17 protein-coding genes and 1 pseudogene are annotated in these 17,693 nt (G+C 31.9%); 3 read left to right on the forward strand and 15 right to left on the reverse strand.

The window, feature by feature from the left end:
* Nucleotides 1-152: 152 nt before the first annotated feature.
* Nucleotides 153-917 carry a class I SAM-dependent methyltransferase gene (locus ACZ76X_RS01795; protein WP_479849307.1) on the reverse strand — a complete coding sequence of 255 codons (765 nt, stop codon included), beginning with the start codon at nucleotides 915-917 and terminating at the stop codon, nucleotides 153-155.
* Between the two features lie 183 nt (nucleotides 918-1,100).
* Here ACZ76X_RS01795 and ACZ76X_RS01800 point away from each other — a divergent pair.
* Nucleotides 1,101-1,384: pseudogene (locus ACZ76X_RS01800) on the forward strand (hypothetical protein).
* 60 nt (nucleotides 1,385-1,444) lie between these two features.
* Here ACZ76X_RS01800 and ACZ76X_RS01805 read toward each other — a convergent pair.
* The 3 genes from ACZ76X_RS01805 to ACZ76X_RS01815 all read right to left on the reverse strand — a co-directional run bounded on the left by ACZ76X_RS01805 (nucleotide 1,445) and on the right by ACZ76X_RS01815 (nucleotide 5,459).
* A complete protein-coding gene (locus tag ACZ76X_RS01805; RefSeq protein WP_479849308.1) occupies nucleotides 1,445-3,241 on the reverse strand; it encodes a Xaa-Pro dipeptidyl-peptidase in 1,797 nt (598 codons plus the stop codon).
* A 201-nt stretch (nucleotides 3,242-3,442) separates the two neighbouring features.
* Nucleotides 3,443-4,819 (reverse strand): sensor histidine kinase, encoded by a 1,377-nt coding sequence (locus ACZ76X_RS01810; RefSeq protein ID WP_479849309.1) that lies wholly within the window; start codon nucleotides 4,817-4,819, stop codon nucleotides 3,443-3,445.
* Nucleotides 4,812-5,459: a response regulator transcription factor gene (locus ACZ76X_RS01815; protein ID WP_070806259.1), complete on the reverse strand. Its 648-nt coding sequence runs from the start codon at nucleotides 5,457-5,459 to the stop codon at nucleotides 4,812-4,814. The genes ACZ76X_RS01810 and ACZ76X_RS01815 overlap by 8 nt, the downstream gene beginning before the upstream one ends.
* Before the next feature lie 121 nt (nucleotides 5,460-5,580).
* Between ACZ76X_RS01815 and ACZ76X_RS01820 the strand changes: the two genes are divergently transcribed.
* Nucleotides 5,581-6,000 carry a hypothetical protein gene (locus ACZ76X_RS01820; protein WP_070806260.1) on the forward strand — a complete coding sequence of 140 codons (420 nt, stop codon included), beginning with the start codon at nucleotides 5,581-5,583 and terminating at the stop codon, nucleotides 5,998-6,000.
* Between the two features lie 41 nt (nucleotides 6,001-6,041).
* Here ACZ76X_RS01820 and ACZ76X_RS01825 read toward each other — a convergent pair whose 3' ends face one another.
* The 7 genes from ACZ76X_RS01825 to ACZ76X_RS01855 all read right to left on the reverse strand — a co-directional run bounded on the left by ACZ76X_RS01825 (nucleotide 6,042) and on the right by ACZ76X_RS01855 (nucleotide 13,929).
* Nucleotides 6,042-6,494 carry a GNAT family N-acetyltransferase gene (locus tag ACZ76X_RS01825; protein WP_479849310.1) on the reverse strand — a complete coding sequence of 151 codons (453 nt, stop codon included), beginning with the start codon at nucleotides 6,492-6,494 and terminating at the stop codon, nucleotides 6,042-6,044.
* A 284-nt stretch (nucleotides 6,495-6,778) separates the two neighbouring features.
* Nucleotides 6,779-7,483, reverse strand: a complete 705-nt coding sequence (locus ACZ76X_RS01830; RefSeq protein ID WP_479849311.1) for an alpha/beta hydrolase — start codon at nucleotides 7,481-7,483, stop codon at nucleotides 6,779-6,781.
* Nucleotides 7,484-7,784: 301 nt separating this feature from the next.
* Complete coding sequence (locus ACZ76X_RS01835; protein ID WP_479849312.1) at nucleotides 7,785-9,161, reverse strand: 5'-methylthioadenosine/adenosylhomocysteine nucleosidase; 1,377 nt, start codon at nucleotides 9,159-9,161, stop codon at nucleotides 7,785-7,787.
* Between the two features lie 20 nt (nucleotides 9,162-9,181).
* The gene (locus ACZ76X_RS01840) at nucleotides 9,182-10,180 is read right to left on the reverse strand and encodes a phosphotransferase (protein ID WP_479849313.1); all 999 of its coding nucleotides are present in this window, start codon (nucleotides 10,178-10,180) and stop codon (nucleotides 9,182-9,184) included.
* Between the two features lie 15 nt (nucleotides 10,181-10,195).
* A complete protein-coding gene (locus ACZ76X_RS01845; protein ID WP_479849314.1) occupies nucleotides 10,196-10,948 on the reverse strand; it encodes a WecB/TagA/CpsF family glycosyltransferase in 753 nt (250 codons plus the stop codon).
* 12 nt (nucleotides 10,949-10,960) lie between these two features.
* Nucleotides 10,961-12,544, reverse strand: coding sequence for a M3 family metallopeptidase (locus tag ACZ76X_RS01850; protein WP_479849315.1), 1,584 nt, complete (start codon nucleotides 12,542-12,544; stop codon nucleotides 10,961-10,963).
* Nucleotides 12,545-12,660: 116 nt separating this feature from the next.
* Nucleotides 12,661-13,929, reverse strand: coding sequence for an APC family permease (locus ACZ76X_RS01855; protein ID WP_070806267.1), 1,269 nt, complete (start codon nucleotides 13,927-13,929; stop codon nucleotides 12,661-12,663).
* Between the two features lie 142 nt (nucleotides 13,930-14,071).
* On the opposite strand from ACZ76X_RS01855, the gene ACZ76X_RS01860 reads away from it, so the two are divergent.
* Complete coding sequence (locus ACZ76X_RS01860; RefSeq protein ID WP_000343327.1) at nucleotides 14,072-14,506, forward strand: Lrp/AsnC family transcriptional regulator; 435 nt, start codon at nucleotides 14,072-14,074, stop codon at nucleotides 14,504-14,506.
* 33 nt (nucleotides 14,507-14,539) lie between these two features.
* Here the strand turns inward: ACZ76X_RS01860 and ACZ76X_RS01865 are convergent, their stop codons facing one another.
* The 4 genes from ACZ76X_RS01865 to ACZ76X_RS01880 all read right to left on the reverse strand — a co-directional run bounded on the left by ACZ76X_RS01865 (nucleotide 14,540) and on the right by ACZ76X_RS01880 (nucleotide 17,515).
* Entirely contained in the window at nucleotides 14,540-15,400 is an 861-nt protein-coding gene (locus tag ACZ76X_RS01865; RefSeq protein WP_479849316.1) for a DegV family protein, read from the reverse strand.
* A 451-nt stretch (nucleotides 15,401-15,851) separates the two neighbouring features.
* A complete protein-coding gene (locus ACZ76X_RS01870) occupies nucleotides 15,852-16,304 on the reverse strand; it encodes a spore coat protein (RefSeq protein WP_479849317.1) in 453 nt (150 codons plus the stop codon).
* 14 nt (nucleotides 16,305-16,318) lie between these two features.
* Complete coding sequence (locus ACZ76X_RS01875) at nucleotides 16,319-16,519, reverse strand: spore coat protein W (RefSeq protein WP_000342253.1); 201 nt, start codon at nucleotides 16,517-16,519, stop codon at nucleotides 16,319-16,321.
* Nucleotides 16,520-16,882: 363 nt separating this feature from the next.
* Nucleotides 16,883-17,515, reverse strand: coding sequence for a spore coat protein (locus tag ACZ76X_RS01880; protein ID WP_479849318.1), 633 nt, complete (start codon nucleotides 17,513-17,515; stop codon nucleotides 16,883-16,885).
* Nucleotides 17,516-17,693: the final 178 nt, after the last annotated feature.

A 17,693-nucleotide genomic window follows, 5' to 3' on the forward strand; every position in this document is an offset into this window, starting at 1 on the left:
TTTTTAAAATAGTAACTCCCTTTAATATAAGTAGTATATGTATTTAGTAGAAGGATGCTTGGACAACTGGAACGTAATACCATGTAAGTGATATACAATTGAAATAAGGCAATCGATACTGTATCGATTGCCTTATTTTCATAAATAATTCTTTATTTTTCGTTTCGCACCGCTTCAAAAGTAAACATTTGATTTGCATTTGACGGTTCTTTTTCATAAACATAGTCAGCGGAGCACGTAATGTTAGAAAAACCTATACTTTCTAACAGAAGTTTAAACTCTTCTATTCCATACCAGCGCACCGCAAAGCGTTGCAATTCCGTTTGTACTAACTGCCCTTTACTCCATTTTTCATATTTTAAATATGATAGAGTAACTTGGTTCAGCCAATCTATTTCAATTGATTTATTTTCTAATGTAATTCCGTCTCCACTCGGCAAAGAAAAAGTCGATGTATGAATTTCCCCAGTTTTCCAGTCATGCGGAAGCATAATATCTACGATTAATCGCCCGCCTGGATTAAGATATTCATAAAAACATTTCAATGCGTTTATCGAATCCGTACGATTTTCAATTAAACAAAAAGATCCAGTAGGAATGATAATTGCCTCGTATTTATGTGGCAGTGAAAATTGTTGTAAGCTTCCTTCATATAAATTAGGATGTAAGTTTCTCTCTTTACATCGCACGCGGCACGATTCTAGCATTTCAGGTGAATAGTCTATCCCATCTACTTTAAATCCAGCCTCTAGAAGTGGGATAATGACACGCCCTGACCCAACCGCTGCTTCGAGAATTCTTCCGGTGCAATTTTTTAAACGTTCTTTGTAATACTCAATATCACCATTTAAAGAATAACCGACAGGCTTAGTGAAATCATAAAGTTCCGTGCAAAGTGTACTATAAAAACTAAACATTTATTTTCTCCTCCGTTTTTACGTACGGAAGATTTTCTTTCAATTAATCTTCCTGTACCTTTATTTTTAATAAAAATTCGAAAGAGCTGACTGTCATAATATATCACTCGCTTTCCATATAATATAATCATATTATATTCTCATCAAAATGAAAATTCATACTTTTCCGAAAAGGAGGATGTGATGAATTCATTAATTATATTTCTTTTACTTCTTTTTGCTTTAAATGCACTAACTTTCTTTATAGCAAAGAAGTATAAACGAATATGGAAAATAGCTAGTGGCATTTTCATACTTTCTTCTCCCGTTGTTTTCTTTGCCACTTTGCACGTTATTGGTGAAAAAGTAGAGGAGATGGATTCGCTGGAGGTTTTGCTGGGCTTATCTTTAGTGGCCTATTGATCATAAATGTCATTTTTTTATTTATTGTAAGCTTTTTTGTATCTACCAATAAACATTCACATTAAACTCCCCCTTTTCAAAATGTAAAGAGCTTACTAGGCGGTAAGCTCTTTATCCATAACTATTTATTTCACAATTGGCAATGTCACTTCACTTAATTTCACTGTAAGCTTCGTGCCCGCTTTCGGCCTAATTGTATAATCATAATCACTAGCAATTAAAACGACCCCAATTTGATGCCCCGCTTTAAATATATAATCATCTGGCTGCATGTCCCATGTAAATGTATAATCTTTACCTGGTTGAATCGCTGTTGAATTTTCTATACTCTTTAAGTTTTGTGGATCCATCCAGCCTCTCGTTACGATTTCCGGCTTCGTTCCTCCGTAATCAACAAGTAAAGCAGTTAAATTTGATACAGATCGATCAATATTTCCTGTAATTGAAATCTTTGGTGTACCGCTTATACGTGTATCTTTTTGCAATACAGGCATTGTATACACTAAACGATTGGCTACTTCGAGTTCTGGGTTTGCTATTAATTGATTTGATTTCATTTTTGCATCATCTGCGAATGAGAAAACTTTATTTGCAGAGCCCATACTTAATGGCAAATTAACTGCTTTGTTACTTAAATACATACGAACTTTGGACGGCACCGCTGATGGATCTGGCCAATTTTTTAATTTTTCCCACGTTTTATTTTCACGTTGTACATCAACCATCGGTTCATTCATGATTCCATTTTCAATTCCATACAACCAATAATCGAGCCATTTATTTTGTGTTCTTTGCCAGTCATTCGTTGATGTTCCACCATGTCCACCTTGATGTAACCACATTTTACGAGGAACATTATTTTCTCCAAGTGCATCCCACCATTGCGCGAACTGCTTCGTCTTTACATTCCAATCATTTAAACCATGAACAACAAATACGCTTGCTTTTACATTTTTAGCATCTTTTACATAATTACGTTTATCCCAAAAATCATTATAATTACCAGTTTTCCGGTCCTGTCCAGCTGTTAACTCTTTTATTACTTGTCCGCAAACTTCTGGATTTTCTCTTGTTAATACTGCTTCTGCCATATTATCTGTATCTTCTCCTTGGTATCCACCTGGCGCAATGACTGCACCATTTGCACGATAATAATCATACCAACTACTAATCGCCGCGATTGGAATAATTGTTTTTAATCCTTCCACACCAGTCGTCGCAACAGCATTCGGTAAGGTACCATTATAAGAAACACCTGTCATACCTACATTTCCTGTAGACCAATCAGCCTTAACTTCCTCACCATTTTCTGTATATGCTTTCGCACGTCCATTCACCCAATCAATGACAGATTTCGTCCCTAATATTTCTTGCTCGTCTCCAGTAGTCGGACATCCATCTGATTTTCCAGTTCCAATACTTTCACCTAAAATGACTGCATAGCCTCTTGGCACATAATAATTGCCGTACGAACCAAGATTAACAGCTCCATACGGTTTGCCTTCATACGCATACAATTCTTCATCTACATTATATACAGGAACATCTTTTAAACCCGCTCGATATGGGCTCATTTCATATATAACGGGCACTTTCACATTAGGATCTGTTTTGGGGCGCATAACTTTTACTGACACTCTGTCTTTTTTTCCATCTCGATCACTATCAACTTCCGTCTCTACAAATAGATTTTCAATGATTGCTTCGTCAAGCGAATAAATCGGTTTTGTCATCCCATTTTCTAATTCGACCTTCGTATTTGATTGTACCCCTTCTGAAACTTTTCCATTTAACTTCACATCATTCTCATTTATGTAGTTTGTTTCTTTATTGTCTGCATACGCAGTCATACTAGAAACTCCCGATGTAACTGATAAAGATAAGATTGTTGATAATGTAATTGCTATTTTCTTTTTCCCCATACTCTTTCCTCCCTATATATTTCTCCTTTTACTATACAATAAAATTACTGAAAATTCAGTTTATATTTTATACAACCACTTGAGAAATTTGTAGATCACTCTTTCAACAGGCTTTCAAGTTTATATATTTTGAATTACTACTTACATATAATCAATAAAAAACATCGCCTATTAATAGACGATGCTTCTACTAGTATTAAATTAATCGTTCTTCATATTTATATAAAATCGTATCTCTCCCTCTAAAGTAGAAACTCCATAGTCAAAACCATGTCTTTCTAAGATGCTTTTCACAATTGCTAAACCTAGTCCTGTGCCTGAATAGTCTTTACTGCGAGAAGATTCTAAGACGTAAAAGGGTTCCCAAATTTTATCAATATCTTTCATTTGTTCCGCATTCATACCATTTTGAATTTGAAAATATACACTTTCATTTCGTTCTTCTAAAGTAATTTTTATATGTTGATTTGCTGTATATTTTATCGCATTTGAAATTAAATTTTGAAACACCATTCTCATTTTATTTACATCTGCATAAACAACTGCATCGCCAGCATTATAGTTCACATGCAAATCAATTTCTTTCGACTCTAACTCAATCTTATGCTTATGTAATATACTTTGAACTAGTGATTTAATAGAGAATTCTTCTTTTTGTAAAACATCTCTTTCTAGTTTAGAAAATCGTAATAATTCTTCAATTAAGTTCGAAATGTGATCAGTTTGTTTAATAATAGTATCTATGTATGTACCATCATCTAAACCATCTTTTATTCCCATAGAATATGCTTTCACTAATGCGATTGGCGTTTTTAATTCATGTGTCACATCACCCATAAATCGTTTTAAATGTTCATTTCGATCTGTTAAATCTTCATGTGCCTCATTTAGTTTATCACTCATGATATTAATACTAATAGCTAAGTCTCCGATTTCATCATTTGTTTTCACTTTCGCTCGTTCAAATTTCAAATTTGAAATATCTTCTGCAACATCACTTAATTCCTTTAATGGTTTGGTGATTGTTGTTGAAAGTATCCATACAAGTACGATAATAAGAAAAATCGTAATGCCTAACATGTACAAATAAAATGAATTTAACGTTTTTATTACTTCATTAGAATGTGCAATCGAAACTCCTACTAAAATCAACTTATCATCTTTCGCAATGTATTTCACAAAAAAGCTAGATTTCATCTTCTCTTGATCATATATTTTATTCGATTGTCCGACGTTCTTTACTTTCATTATTTCTTCTTTTGTAATCCAGAGTTTATTAAGGGCAACTCTCTTTTTTGTAAGTTGCATACGTAACTCATCATTAATATGATCTTCCGAATGGCTAATTGATGTATACGTAATCGTAACATTCCCCTCATTTTCAATGCTGGTAATTGATTCATCCAGTTGTTTGCTCGATGTGGACTGTATTTGCGCTGTAATACCTTCTAAACTTTCTCGCGTTTTGTAAATATTATATTTCGGTAAAAGATAGTTAATTAATAATAAAGATATCGTAAAAATAAGAATAACAGTTAAGGAAATGCTGAAAAATAGCTTTTTTCCAAGCTTATTCACTCTGTTCCTCCAAACTATATCCTAGCCCGCGGTGCGTTTTTATAATATTTTCTCCAACTTTTTTACGTAATCTTCTTACATGTGTATCAACAGTTCTCTCTTCACCAAAATAATCAAATCCCCATACGATATCTAACAATTTTTTACGAGTTAAAATCATGCCTTTATGATTTAAAAAACACTTTATTAATTCTAGCTCTGTTTTTGTAATATCTAACTCTTTGTCATTTTTATAAACTTTATTTTTAGCGAAATCTATTTTCAAATCTTGAACTTGAATGACATCATCATGCTGTATTAGCTTTTTCGCTCTAGTTATTAATACGCCTGGATGAAATGGTTTTTTTACGTATTCATCTGCCCCGCTTTGAAGCGCTGCTAATTCATCTTCGCTCTCACTTTTCGCCGTAAGCATTAATACTTTAACGCTTGAGTTCTTTTTTATTTCCTGACAAACAGTAATACCACTATGTTTCGGCATCATCCAATCTAAAATAGCTAAATCAATTTTCTCTTCATAAAATATTTGAAGTGCTTCCGCTCCATCTTTCGCTAATAAAACTTCGAAGCCTTCTTTCTCAAAATAAGCCTTTAAAATCCTTAACATATCTTGTTCATCATCTGCGATTAATACTCTCATACATGATCCTCCATTACTTTTAAACAAAAACCAAATGTATTATACAACTTCTTTGTTACATCCATGTGACAGAAAAATATTTGAACCTTTTAAGGGTATAGTAAAGACGAGGTGTTGTACTATGATGAAAAAAATCGGGGTCATTACTCTACTTTGTTTTTTATTATCGACAAATGTGTTCGCAAATAGTAATCAACAAATTGAAGTATTTGATTGTCAAAAAGAAATGGTCGTTCAAAAGCAATCTTTAGATCCAGTTATTCAAAAAGAAGCTATTCAATACGCTAAATCCATTACTGGCCCGTTCAAAAACTTAAACGTCGTTCCAAAAGATGGTCACATGATAAAAATCCCTTTATCTAAACCAGTTTCTATTACAAATCAATGGTTACATACAACAATTGATGAAGTACTTATTCTTCTCCCGCTTAATCAAAAGCCTTATATTATGCTTTACGATGATGAAAATAATCCGCATTTTTATTATGTGAAAGGTGATCCGAAGGGATTATTGAAAGAAATGAATGTGAAACATAATTAAATAGAAACAAGAGACTTTATAAGCTTATAAAGTCTCTTGTTTTACTCATATAATACTTTAAAGTGACTCGATCCTTTATAAAATTCTCCTTTCACAAATCCATTTGCAATATAAAACGCATCACCTTGTTTCGTATCTGTATATAAAACAACCACTTTAAAATACTTTTCCGCATGAGATAATAGCCGGTTTAATAACAAGTTCCCTAGCCCTATACGACGGTAATCCTTTGAAATATAAAATCTCCTCACCCTACCAATCTTATAATTTTCTGTATACGGATCCTCATTTAGCCCTCCTATTCCAATTAACTTTTCTCCTTGAAAAATGCCATATAAACATTCACCAGTTTTATTAAAGGTGTTTATTTTATTTTCGTATTCACTTATAAGTCTAATTAGAAAATTAAATCCTTCTTTTTTGCTTTCTTGAACAAGATAATCGTGCTCGTATTTTATTAACTCTTCAATTTGTTGAATATGTATATCTTTCAAATAAATTCCCCCTTAATATGAAAATACGTAAAAATGCCCTAGAATTATTTATTCTGAGCATTTTTATGATTGTTACTTTATTCAATTCTTAGAATAGCTACTCTTCACCCCAGATGTAAATCGATAATATAATTGTCTAATTGCTATACGTTTAAAACTATTTGTACTCAAATATGATGAGATAAAGCCATTTAAGTAAATACATTTATAACATCTTTCAAATATTATATTAGTTTATATATTCGCCATTCTTCTCAAACAGACCCAAGATAAATTATACTTTGTTAATTGATATGTTTGTGTAACCACTGTTCAAATATCTTTAACTGTTCTGCAGTATGAAAATAATGTTCACCCGTCTCCATGATTTCTAATTCACAACGATGTTTTTTTCTAAAATCGTTAATAGTTTCAAATTCGCACAGTTCATCCTTGGCCCCGTACATAATATATGTATCCGTATCCCATGTATTAATAGGATGTTCTTTTACATAACATAAATAATCCCAATATAACTTTTGACCAATCGGTATCTCTATAGTCATTTCTTTTTGCAAAAGTTCTGGTGTTACATTAAACCATTTCATCATATTTTCGATAATTCGTTCCATATTAACTACTGGTGATAAAAATAATGCCTTTTCTATCACATCATTTTGATAGGTTACAAGGCTAAAATAAGCTCCGATACTACATGCAAACACGCTTACTTCTTTCCAATGTTCTTTTGCGTAATTCATAATTATAGATAATTCACTAACACAAACCTGTACTTTGCAAAGTGTATTATCATTTGTTCTTTCTCCATGCTCAGGTAAATCAAAGCTTAATACTTGATAGCCTTTTTGATTAGCTTCTTCAGCTAATATTTGAATAACTGCATCTTCCTTATTTGACATATTTCCATGTACCGCAATAAAAATTTTTTCACTCTTACCTCCCCATAAAACCACTGGAATATTACCAATTTTAAAGTAATCTTTAATCATATTTCCTCCGTAAAACAAGACATATAAGAATTAGCAAAAACTACAGAAACTGTAAAATGCACCACTCGATTTTTAAGAAATTAAACTATTACAAATTCATCGTAAATCAATTAAAATCTTATTCTACCTCTGCATAACAGCATCTATTTTGAATTAGAAAACTTTACTTTTTCCACTTCTTCAGGAGCTATAAACTCTTATTTTAATTCCTTATTCAGCTAATCTACTTCGTTAGTGGAAGAATAATTTTTAACAATTATATTATTTTTTAAATAGCTCTATTATAAATTAAACACCTTTACTATCTCTGCACAGCTGACAACATCCCCTTCAACTCCAATAAATCATCTATTACTATATCCGCCTGAGCAAGCTCATCTTCTTGTGCAAAATCAAAATTACATCCAATCGCAATCAAACCATTATCTTTCGCTGCGTTTATATCAGATAACCGGTCCCCAACTACCGCTACCTTTTTTATATCATATTTGTTCAAAATACTTTCCACTAAATCGCTTTTATTAAGTGAATTTATTTGTTCAATACTAAACGTTTCAGTAACCCATCGGTCTAAATCATAATAAGATACGATTGCTCGTAAATATTCAATTAAACCATTACTAGCAATATAAATTGAACAATTATTTTCTTTTATATATGCAAACACTTCTTTTACGTTCGGGTATAAAGCGCCTTTTCCACTTTTAATGTTTTCAATTAATCTTTCTAAAAAATATGCATCTGTTTGTTCTCTTACTTCAAGAGAATGGTTCGGTAATAAAGCTTCCCAAACTTTCGGTAACGGCACACCCATAATTTCACGGTACTTATCAATAGGTGTTACCGTATCCCATAACTTTAGTGATCTTAAATGATCAAATGTATCATCTAATGATAATTCTAAAATTTTATCTGTTTGAAATAACGTTCCGTCCATATCAAAAATTAGTGCTTCTAACATGTCATTTTCTCCTTTTGCTCTATATGTTTTACTCGGTATATTTTTCAGCATCTCAACGATAATTTCTGAACAATAATTTGCGGCTGTTTTTGCGAAATCATCATAGGAAATTTGAGCGTCATCGTCTGCACTGTCAGAAATACATCTTATAACTAGAAATGGTACGTCATTTATATGAGCAACATGTCCTATTGCTGCACCTTCCATCTCTGTACAATGCGGTGCATATTCAGCTATTAATTTCGCTTTTAGTTTTGAGTCTTCAACAAAACATTCACCGCTTACAATTCTTCCTTCATGAACTCCTATATGTAAATTACTACTGTTGCATGCTGTACGTGCTAACTCTACTAATTTCTTACTTGCGACAAATTCTTCTTGGAACGGGAATAAGTTTTTCATTTGTGTTTGACTTACATCATGGTGGGTAACATTCGTTGAAATGACAATATCACCAACTTTTACATCTCGGTGTAACCCTCCAGCAACACCCGTATTGATGATAGCGTCTACATCAAATTTATGAATTAAAGTTTGCGTACATGCGGCTGCATTTACTTTCCCTACACCACATTTTGTAACAATTACTTCAGTTCCCATGAATTCTCCAACGTAAAATGGCATTCCCGCAATCGTCTGTTCCTCTTGTATAGCTAGTTTTTCTAAAAGTAAGTCTATTTCAATTTGCATTGCTCCGATAATGCCGATTCTGTTCATGTATGTTGTCCCCTTTTTTCTTATAAATCTACTAATATATTATGTAATGCACTGTAATTTTCAGCTATCCAATTCATTTCATCTGCAAAACGTGAAGGTGGTACACTATTCTGATCCATATTGGTATGAATCCACCATGTACTCTCCATATACCAAAGCATTTGAATTGCCCGAACAATACCCCCTACTGGAAAGTCTAATTTATTACGGTATCCCGCTAAAAATGATGCAACAAGACTCTTATTTAATACTCCATCATGTAAGGCACAAGATATAACCGCACGCCCAATGTCCAATTCTACATAATCATAATCCATACGATCAAAATCTAGAATTGCTGAGACTTCATCATTATGGAATAAGAAATTATCTACCCATAGATCACGGTGCACCCATCCTTTTTTACTACTATAAAATTGATCTATATTTACTAATTGTGTTGCTTCTTGCTGTAATTTTATATGGGAGAGAATATGTTCTTTTCCTAACTGTTCTGCTTCTCTCCTTTTATTTTCCCAATGTTTTAACCTTTCCTCTTTAGTTGGCAGAACAAATTTAGGTTTTTCTCCTTTTATTAAAGAGCCATCATTTAACAAATTATGCATTTGACCTATTGTTTTACCAAGAGAGTAGATTTCCTTTTCATTCAATTTTCCAGGTGAAATTAGATTACCTTCTTTATGTTCTAAAACTATAAATCTTTCATTATTTTTTGATAAATGCATTACATTATTTTTATAAGTTAGGAGCTTCGGACAACTTACACCATTATCATGTAATCTTTGTTGTTGATGTAACGCTTGTATTAAAAGTTCTGGGTTATACATTTTGTATCGTTCTTTATTATATTGCTTTAATACAAAAGATCCTGCATCTGTTTCGAGTTTCCACTTCAAATTTAGCCAACCACGATGAATAGGTATTGCATTTCGAATTTCAAACTCAAATAAAGATTCGCACTCCACTTTCAGCTCTTGAAAAATTTTTTTAGCTTTTTCATTAGATAACGGCACTATCATCTTGTTTATCCTTTCTTAACTTGGTGTTCCTTTCATCCTCTCTACCATAACTGAAATTAAAAATTTCGGAAGTACAAGTTGTCTCTTTAATCTTTTCGGCTGTGAGAGTAACCTATACAGCCATTCAGTTCCAGTATCCCTCATGATTTTTGGTGCTCTTTTTACAGTACCAGATATTATATCAATCATGCCTCCGATACCAATAGATAGCGGAACGTTTAATGTTTGCATGTTTTCATAGATGAATTCTTCTTGTTTGGGTGAACCTAGTCCTACTAGTAGTAAGTGCGGCTTAAATTGCTTAATTTTTATTTTCACTTCTTCTATTTCTTCACCATTTATAAAACCATGTTGTCCTTTAAACTGTGCCCCTGGGAACTGCTCATTTAATTTTTTTAGCGCCTTTTTATTACTTTCTGGCGCAGCTCCAAAAAGAAAAACACGATATTCATTGTCATTACAATACTTTATTAACTCATGAGTAATATCTGCCCCTGTAACACGTTCTTTCAAACTTCCTTTTAATATTTTCGATCCTATTATGACGCCAATCCCATCCGCTGTTATTAGATCCGCAGATAGTAACATCTTTTTAAATTGTTTAGATTTAGCCGTGCTTTCCTTTGCAGACATCACAATCTCAGGATTTGCAGTTACTACAAATCTTGGTTTCTCTTGTTGTTCATGTAACCAACCTTTTAGCAAACTTATAGCTTTTTCATATTCTAAAGTTGAAAAAGGTATTCCCTTTATAAGTTGGTGATCCACTATACTCTCTCCTTACATAAGCCTCAAGTATTCATCAATATCTTTAGAAATTTGTCTAAAAGCTTTATCCCAAAATGCATAGCTTGTTATATCTATTTCAAAATGTTTTTTCATAAGCTCTTCCACTGGAGCTTTTCCTGTTTCTCGTAAAAACTCTTTATATTTCGAATGAAAAGTACTTTTACTTTCTTGAGCTATTTCTAATAAACTAAAACTAGCTAAATACCCAAATGTGTATGGATAATTATAAAAAGGAACATCTGCTATGTAAAACTGAACATATTTCATCCAAACAAATGGCTGATATTCTAATAATGCATTCCCGTATGCTTGTTCTTGCGATGCAATACATAATTTCTCGATTTCATCAGCACTTAAAGGGCTCTCTTTACATTTTTCATAAAAGTTCTTCTCAAATTCAAATGATGATCGTATTGCCATTACATAATTAAAACAGTTCCTTATTTTCCAACTAAGCACTGACTTTTTCATATCTATACAATCTGTTGTTTGAATTAGATAGTTTAAGAGTACCGTTTCAAAGAAAATAGACGCTGATTCAGCTGTACTCATTGGCAAATAATCATCTAAAAAAGAAGTAGATTGTTCAAAGCTCATATTATAAAAATGCCAAGCATGTCCTAGTTCATGTGCAAGTACTCTTACACTATCAATACTTCCATCATAACGCATTGAAATTCGCGATTCTTTCTCACTGAAGAAAGGAGCGCAAAACCCACCTGGTGCTTTATTATCTCTCAGCTCCGCATCTACCCATCCATTCTCTATTGCATTCCGTGCAAATTCTGCTAATTCTTTATCTATATTTTCAAACGCATCGTATATGTTTTGAACCGCTTCTGAAAAAGGGATATGAACCTCATTATTTTCCTTTACGGTCATAAGTTCATGCCATGTAATCGTAGCTTCTTCCTTCTTATACACGTTTACAATACTTGCTAATTTATTAAGGTTTTCTTCTGCCACATTCCACATTTGTAATAATCCATTTTCAGAAATGCCATTCGCATGTAAAGATTGAGTTAAAATATCTATGTCTTCTAATTCATTACTCTTTGTATTACGTAATCTCCCTATTTGATTCAATACAGTAGCAAAAATTTCTTTTTCCTTATGTAAAGCACATGTTAATGACTCGAATACTTCTACTCTTTCCTTTTCATTATTACTATTCATTGCAATATTATTTGCTTGGCCGAATGATAATTGCTTATTATTGTGCTCTATTTCTAATTTATTTCTTAATTGTATGTACATATTTTCCCATGCTTTAAGTTCATCTTTTATTAAACTATTATTAATATTATTGGAAATTTCACTTTGCTGTATTACTTGCTGCACTTCACTTTTTAATTCCTTTACTTTCGCAGTCAATCTAGTATTATCCGATGCAACACTTTCTTCAGCCGATCGACAGTACAAATAGTATTCTGCTTTTTCAATAGCTTGTATAAGTTTTGAAAGGACCTCTACATCTTTTGTCTCATAATATTGTTCTTTCAATTCCACTATTGGAGTTAGAATATCCTCAACCGGATACAATCGATCTAAATTCCACCTAGCAATTTCATGCATTTTTATAGCCGCCTCCTATTTTTACAAATAGTTACAGATATTTCTCCCTACACAATTATATATGAAATGAGAAAATTTTAACATATTTAAACGTTTGGATTTCTATAAGCGTATTCTTATTTATACTCTTTTCTTCTACTACTGAAACGCACATACCATAAACATATGAATGCTACGGCTACTGGAATCAATATTACTCCTCCAATAAAAGGATAAACTACTACACAACATGTAAAAGCCACTATAGAAAGAATTTTACCTAACTTATTCTTTATTAATTTCATCCCAGCCGCAGTACCGACTATATATGTAACAATTCCTAACGAATTCGGTATTAAAACAATTTTATCTATGCTAATATGGAAAACGAAACTTATTAACAAACCTATTATTGCAATAAAACTTACAACTTTTACTGCATTTGTTGGTGTTTCTCTTTTTTTATTAATATGCGCTAAATAACACGGTGCAACTTCTTCTTTTCCTAGTGAATAACCTAAGCGCCCCATACTTGCGATAAATGCATTTGTCGTCCCTAAACAAATGATAAAAGCTACAAATCCAATTATCCATGTAAATTGGTCGCCTAATGCTTGCTTCATCACAAGCACAAGAGCTGTAGTATTATCAGCGTTGATATGATAGGATTTCGTTCCAATTACTGATAATGCAATACCTATATATAAAACTCCAATAATAACAATCGCAAATCCCGTAGATAAAATAATATTTCTTTTTCTAGGTGATTTAAATTCAGGAGCTAAACTTGCAATAGCTTCCCAGCCGAAAAAAGACCAAAAAATTAATAATGATGCTTTTATGATTGGGTCTATTTCTTGCATAGAAATATGTACGTTTGTATTTTTCATTTCAATATAAGGTAGTGAACTAATAATTGTTACAATTAAAATAAAGAAAGTTAATACACCAATACATACTTGAAACCACCCAGTCATTTTTAACCCATATAAATTGAAACCAATTGAAATACTTAAAATAATAAGTGCTATAACATAAGAAAAATATGATGATAAATCAAACACTCTCACTATATACATTCCACCAGTCATTGAGACAACAATTTGCCCAACACTACCTGCAATAAAAAAACACCATCCTATAATAGCACCTATATTTTTACCGAAAGCTTTTTCTGCAAAAGTAGCTATTCCACCAGCACTTGGATGCTCAATCGATAAAAATGCGAATGTGAATGCAAGTGGAATACTAAGTGATATCATAATAAGCCAAGAAACAATTGCATTCCCCTCTGCTACACTCGCTGTCATACCAGGTAATATAAGAATTCCTGATCCTAGAACCGCTCCGACGTATAAGGCTGTTCCCTTTTTAATAGAAATTGTTTCATCAAAATGATTAGACATTATATGCACCTCCATTTATATTTTAATTATAGAAAGTTATCATTCTATTCAATATACAAAAGTGTATGTAATTTAACATTGGATTTTATATTATGTATTCATTTCAGAAATTTACTTTCAATTTTGCAAAGGAGCATAATTCATGGATGAAATTGACAAGAAAATAACGCTATTACTACAAGAAGATGCCAGAATGACAATTACAGAAATGACTGAGCACTTACACCTCAGCCGCCCTAGTGTTACAGAAAGACTAAAGAGATTACAAGATACTGGAATAATTGAAAAATATACCGCTCGGATATCATTAGATGCAGTTGGAAAATCAATTCAAGCATTTTTAAGAATTGAAAACTTAAAGATTCCTTGTAAAAAATTTGAGGAGAAAATCTACGAAGAATATAGAATACTCGAATGTCATCGAGTAACAGGTGAAAGTAGCTATTATTTAAAGGTAGCAGTTCACTCTATGAAGGAATTAGAGGAGTTAATTGATATCGTGATACCATTTGGAACAGTCAAAACTTCGATGATTTTATCTTCACCAATACCATATCGACCGATTATTACAGATTAATAAGAAAAAAGGATTGATCAAAAGATCAATCCTTTACTCTACTTCATTTAAGAAAAATAACGTTATAACGCCAGGTCCTGTATGTGCTCCGATTGCTGCACCAATTGTATTTACGATAAATACTTCACAGCCAAATCTTTCTGTAATTAATGCTTTTAATGCATCAGCTGTTTCTAAGTCATCACCGTGAGTCATAGCGATTGTTTGACCTTGAAGGTCTTTTCCGCGCTCTTCCATAATATCTACAATACGGCTTAATACTTTCTTTTTTCCTCGTACTTTTTCAAGTGGTACAAGTTTTCCTTCTTCCACGTTTAAGATTGGCTTAATGTTTAGTAAACCACCGATAAAGCCTGCTACTTTACTTAAACGCCCCCCCCTCACTAAATACTGTAAGTCAGCTACAGTGAAGATATGTTCCATATGGTTCATTAGAAAATCAACACGTTTTAAAATATCTTCTTTTGATGCGCCGTCTTTCGCCATTTTAGCAGCTTCTAATACGACAAGTCCTTGACCAAGCGAAGCACATTTCGTATCAATAATTTCTAAATCTAAATTAGCATATGTTTCTTTCACTTCTTCTTTAATAACAACTGACGATTGATATGTACCGGACAGTTCAGATGAAAAAGCTAAATATATACAAGGATTACCTTCTTTTGCATAAGAAACAAATTTTTCTTGGAAAGTTTCAAGTGAAGGCAATGACGTTCTATAAACAGCGCCTTCTCTCATGTTTTGCAATAATGTAACTGACTCTAATGTAACTCCATCTAAATACTCTGTTTCTGCTTCATCATAAACACGGAGTGGAATTAAATCAATATCATATGCTTGCAGCAATTCTACCGGTAAATCCGCCGCACTATCCGTAATGATTTTAACACCCATTTTTAAACCTCTATTCTGTTATAAATATAAAAAATATAAAATAAAAATAGTACTTTTAAATTATATACGTAAAACTTAAATGAAGAAAGGAAAAGACTTTATATTGTATGCACTATTCTTCAAAACTTGAACTGTTAATAAAAGTAATGCCATTTTAAGCACTTTTTATTTTTATTTTTTTCTATAACACGAATAATTTTTTGAGTTTTTGTATTTAATTCTTTAATTTTATTTAATCATTTTAAATTTATACTGTTTAAAGTTTAAAAAACAAATCCAATAGGGAAGCAGCTTGTAAATTTCAAAAAAATAACTGAACTTTATTTTCCATCACATTGTTTACCCTAATAATTAAGTGATGTTGAATATCAGCCCAGTTATGGTAAATATTTATAGATTTTACTATATTCACTCCTAAGAAACACTGTATCAATAAAAGAGGTTAAATATTTTATAAAATGTTTAATTTTACTAGTAAAGCTAATAAAATTTGAAGAAGAATTTGAACATTTACTGCAATGTCTGTATCCGTAGTCGTAACTAAAACATTTCTAGAATTTCTAATAACAGTTTCTTGTTTATTAATTTGTTTAATAGATGATTTTTGAAACAATTCTTGTGCAACACGGTCAGCTTTTTCACTATCTGCTATAGAAATACTTATTATAACCACGATAGCTGCTTGTAATGCTGCTTGAATAGATAATGCAGCTTTTGTATCTGTAGTAGTAACTTCTACATCTGCTGAATCAACAATTATAATAGATTCTTCAGAAATTTGGTAAGTTTTACTTTCTTGCGCAGCTGCTTCTGAAACGCCAGCATTTTTAAAAGATGGATGAGGATTTGAGGAATCTAATGCACTCCATTTTTTATTTTCATCTGAATGACATGTTTTGTCCATGCGTTCACCCCCTTTCAATCTAAATAATTATTAACTTGTGATTGTATTTCAGAAACAATACTTTTAATTTGCTGTTTTTTTTCTGGCGATAAATTTTTTAGTTTTTCTTCATTTATCCCATGCCTATTAAAAATATCTGAGAGTAAAAGGTCTATGATTATATTCTTTTGATCCTTATCAAACTTAAAGGAAGAAAATTTGTTTAAATCATCCATTTACAATATTCACTCCAATCAATTTTCTATAAATTTTTAATTAACTACGAGTATTATATGTAATTTAATAAAAATTGCTTGGACAAGTAACTTAATCTTCTATTTTCACTTCTTTTTACTAATAAAATCAAAAAGCTGGCTTCTAATAAGAAGACAGCTTTTCTTCACATAGACATAGGTCACATTTAGTTTTAAAGAATGTATTTCTCCTTTACTATTTTGTGGTTTCCACCCTTACTGTCTCATTAATTTTGAATTTTAATTCAGTCATAATAAGAAGTCCATGCTTGTACCACATATTACAACAAAAAAACATTTACTTAGAGTGAACCCTTGTAGCTAAATATAAATGGGATAGACACTTTATAAAATGTTTAGTTTAACTAGTAACGCTAATAAAATTTGAAGGAGAATTTGAATATTCACTGCAATATCTGTATCAGTAGTTGTTACAATTACGTTTCTGGAATTTTTAATAAATGTTTTTTGTCTATTAATTTGTTTAATAGATGATTTTTGAAATAATTCTTGTGTTATTTTATCTGCTTTTTCACTATCTGCTATAGAAATACTTACTACAACCACAATAGCTGCTTGTAATGCCGCTTGGATAGATAGCGCAGCTTTTGTATCTGTAGTAGTAACTTGTACATCTGCTGAATCAACTATTTCAATATATTCCTCAGAAATTTGATCGATTTCATCTGTTTGTATAGCTTCCTCTAAAAAATTTGCATTTTTACTAAATGAATAAGAATTTAATGATTCGCAATCTTCTTTTTTTGGTTCACAATCCTCTTTCTTTGGTTCACAATCCTCTTTCTTTGGTTCGCAATCCTCTTTCTTTGGTTCGCAATCCTCTTTCTTTGGTTCGCAATCCTCTTTCTTTGGTTCGCAATCCTCTTTCTTTGGCTTAGGAGCTCGTTTTTTCGGCTCACAATCCCGATTTAATGGATCCCGGTTTTTCTTTCTTCTACAAACTTCACATTCACACATAAAATCACCCCTTTTAGTCTTAAAAATTAGCAATATTAAAATATTGACTAACTACTAGCATCTTATGTATTTTCTAAAATTTTGTTTGGACAAGTAACTTAATCTTCTATTTTATTTCTACTTCTTTTTTTAATAAAAGAAAGCTGCCTTCTTGTGAGAAGGCAGCTTTCTTTGTGAC

Source organism: Bacillus sp. BC05(2025), from assembly GCF_056725905.1.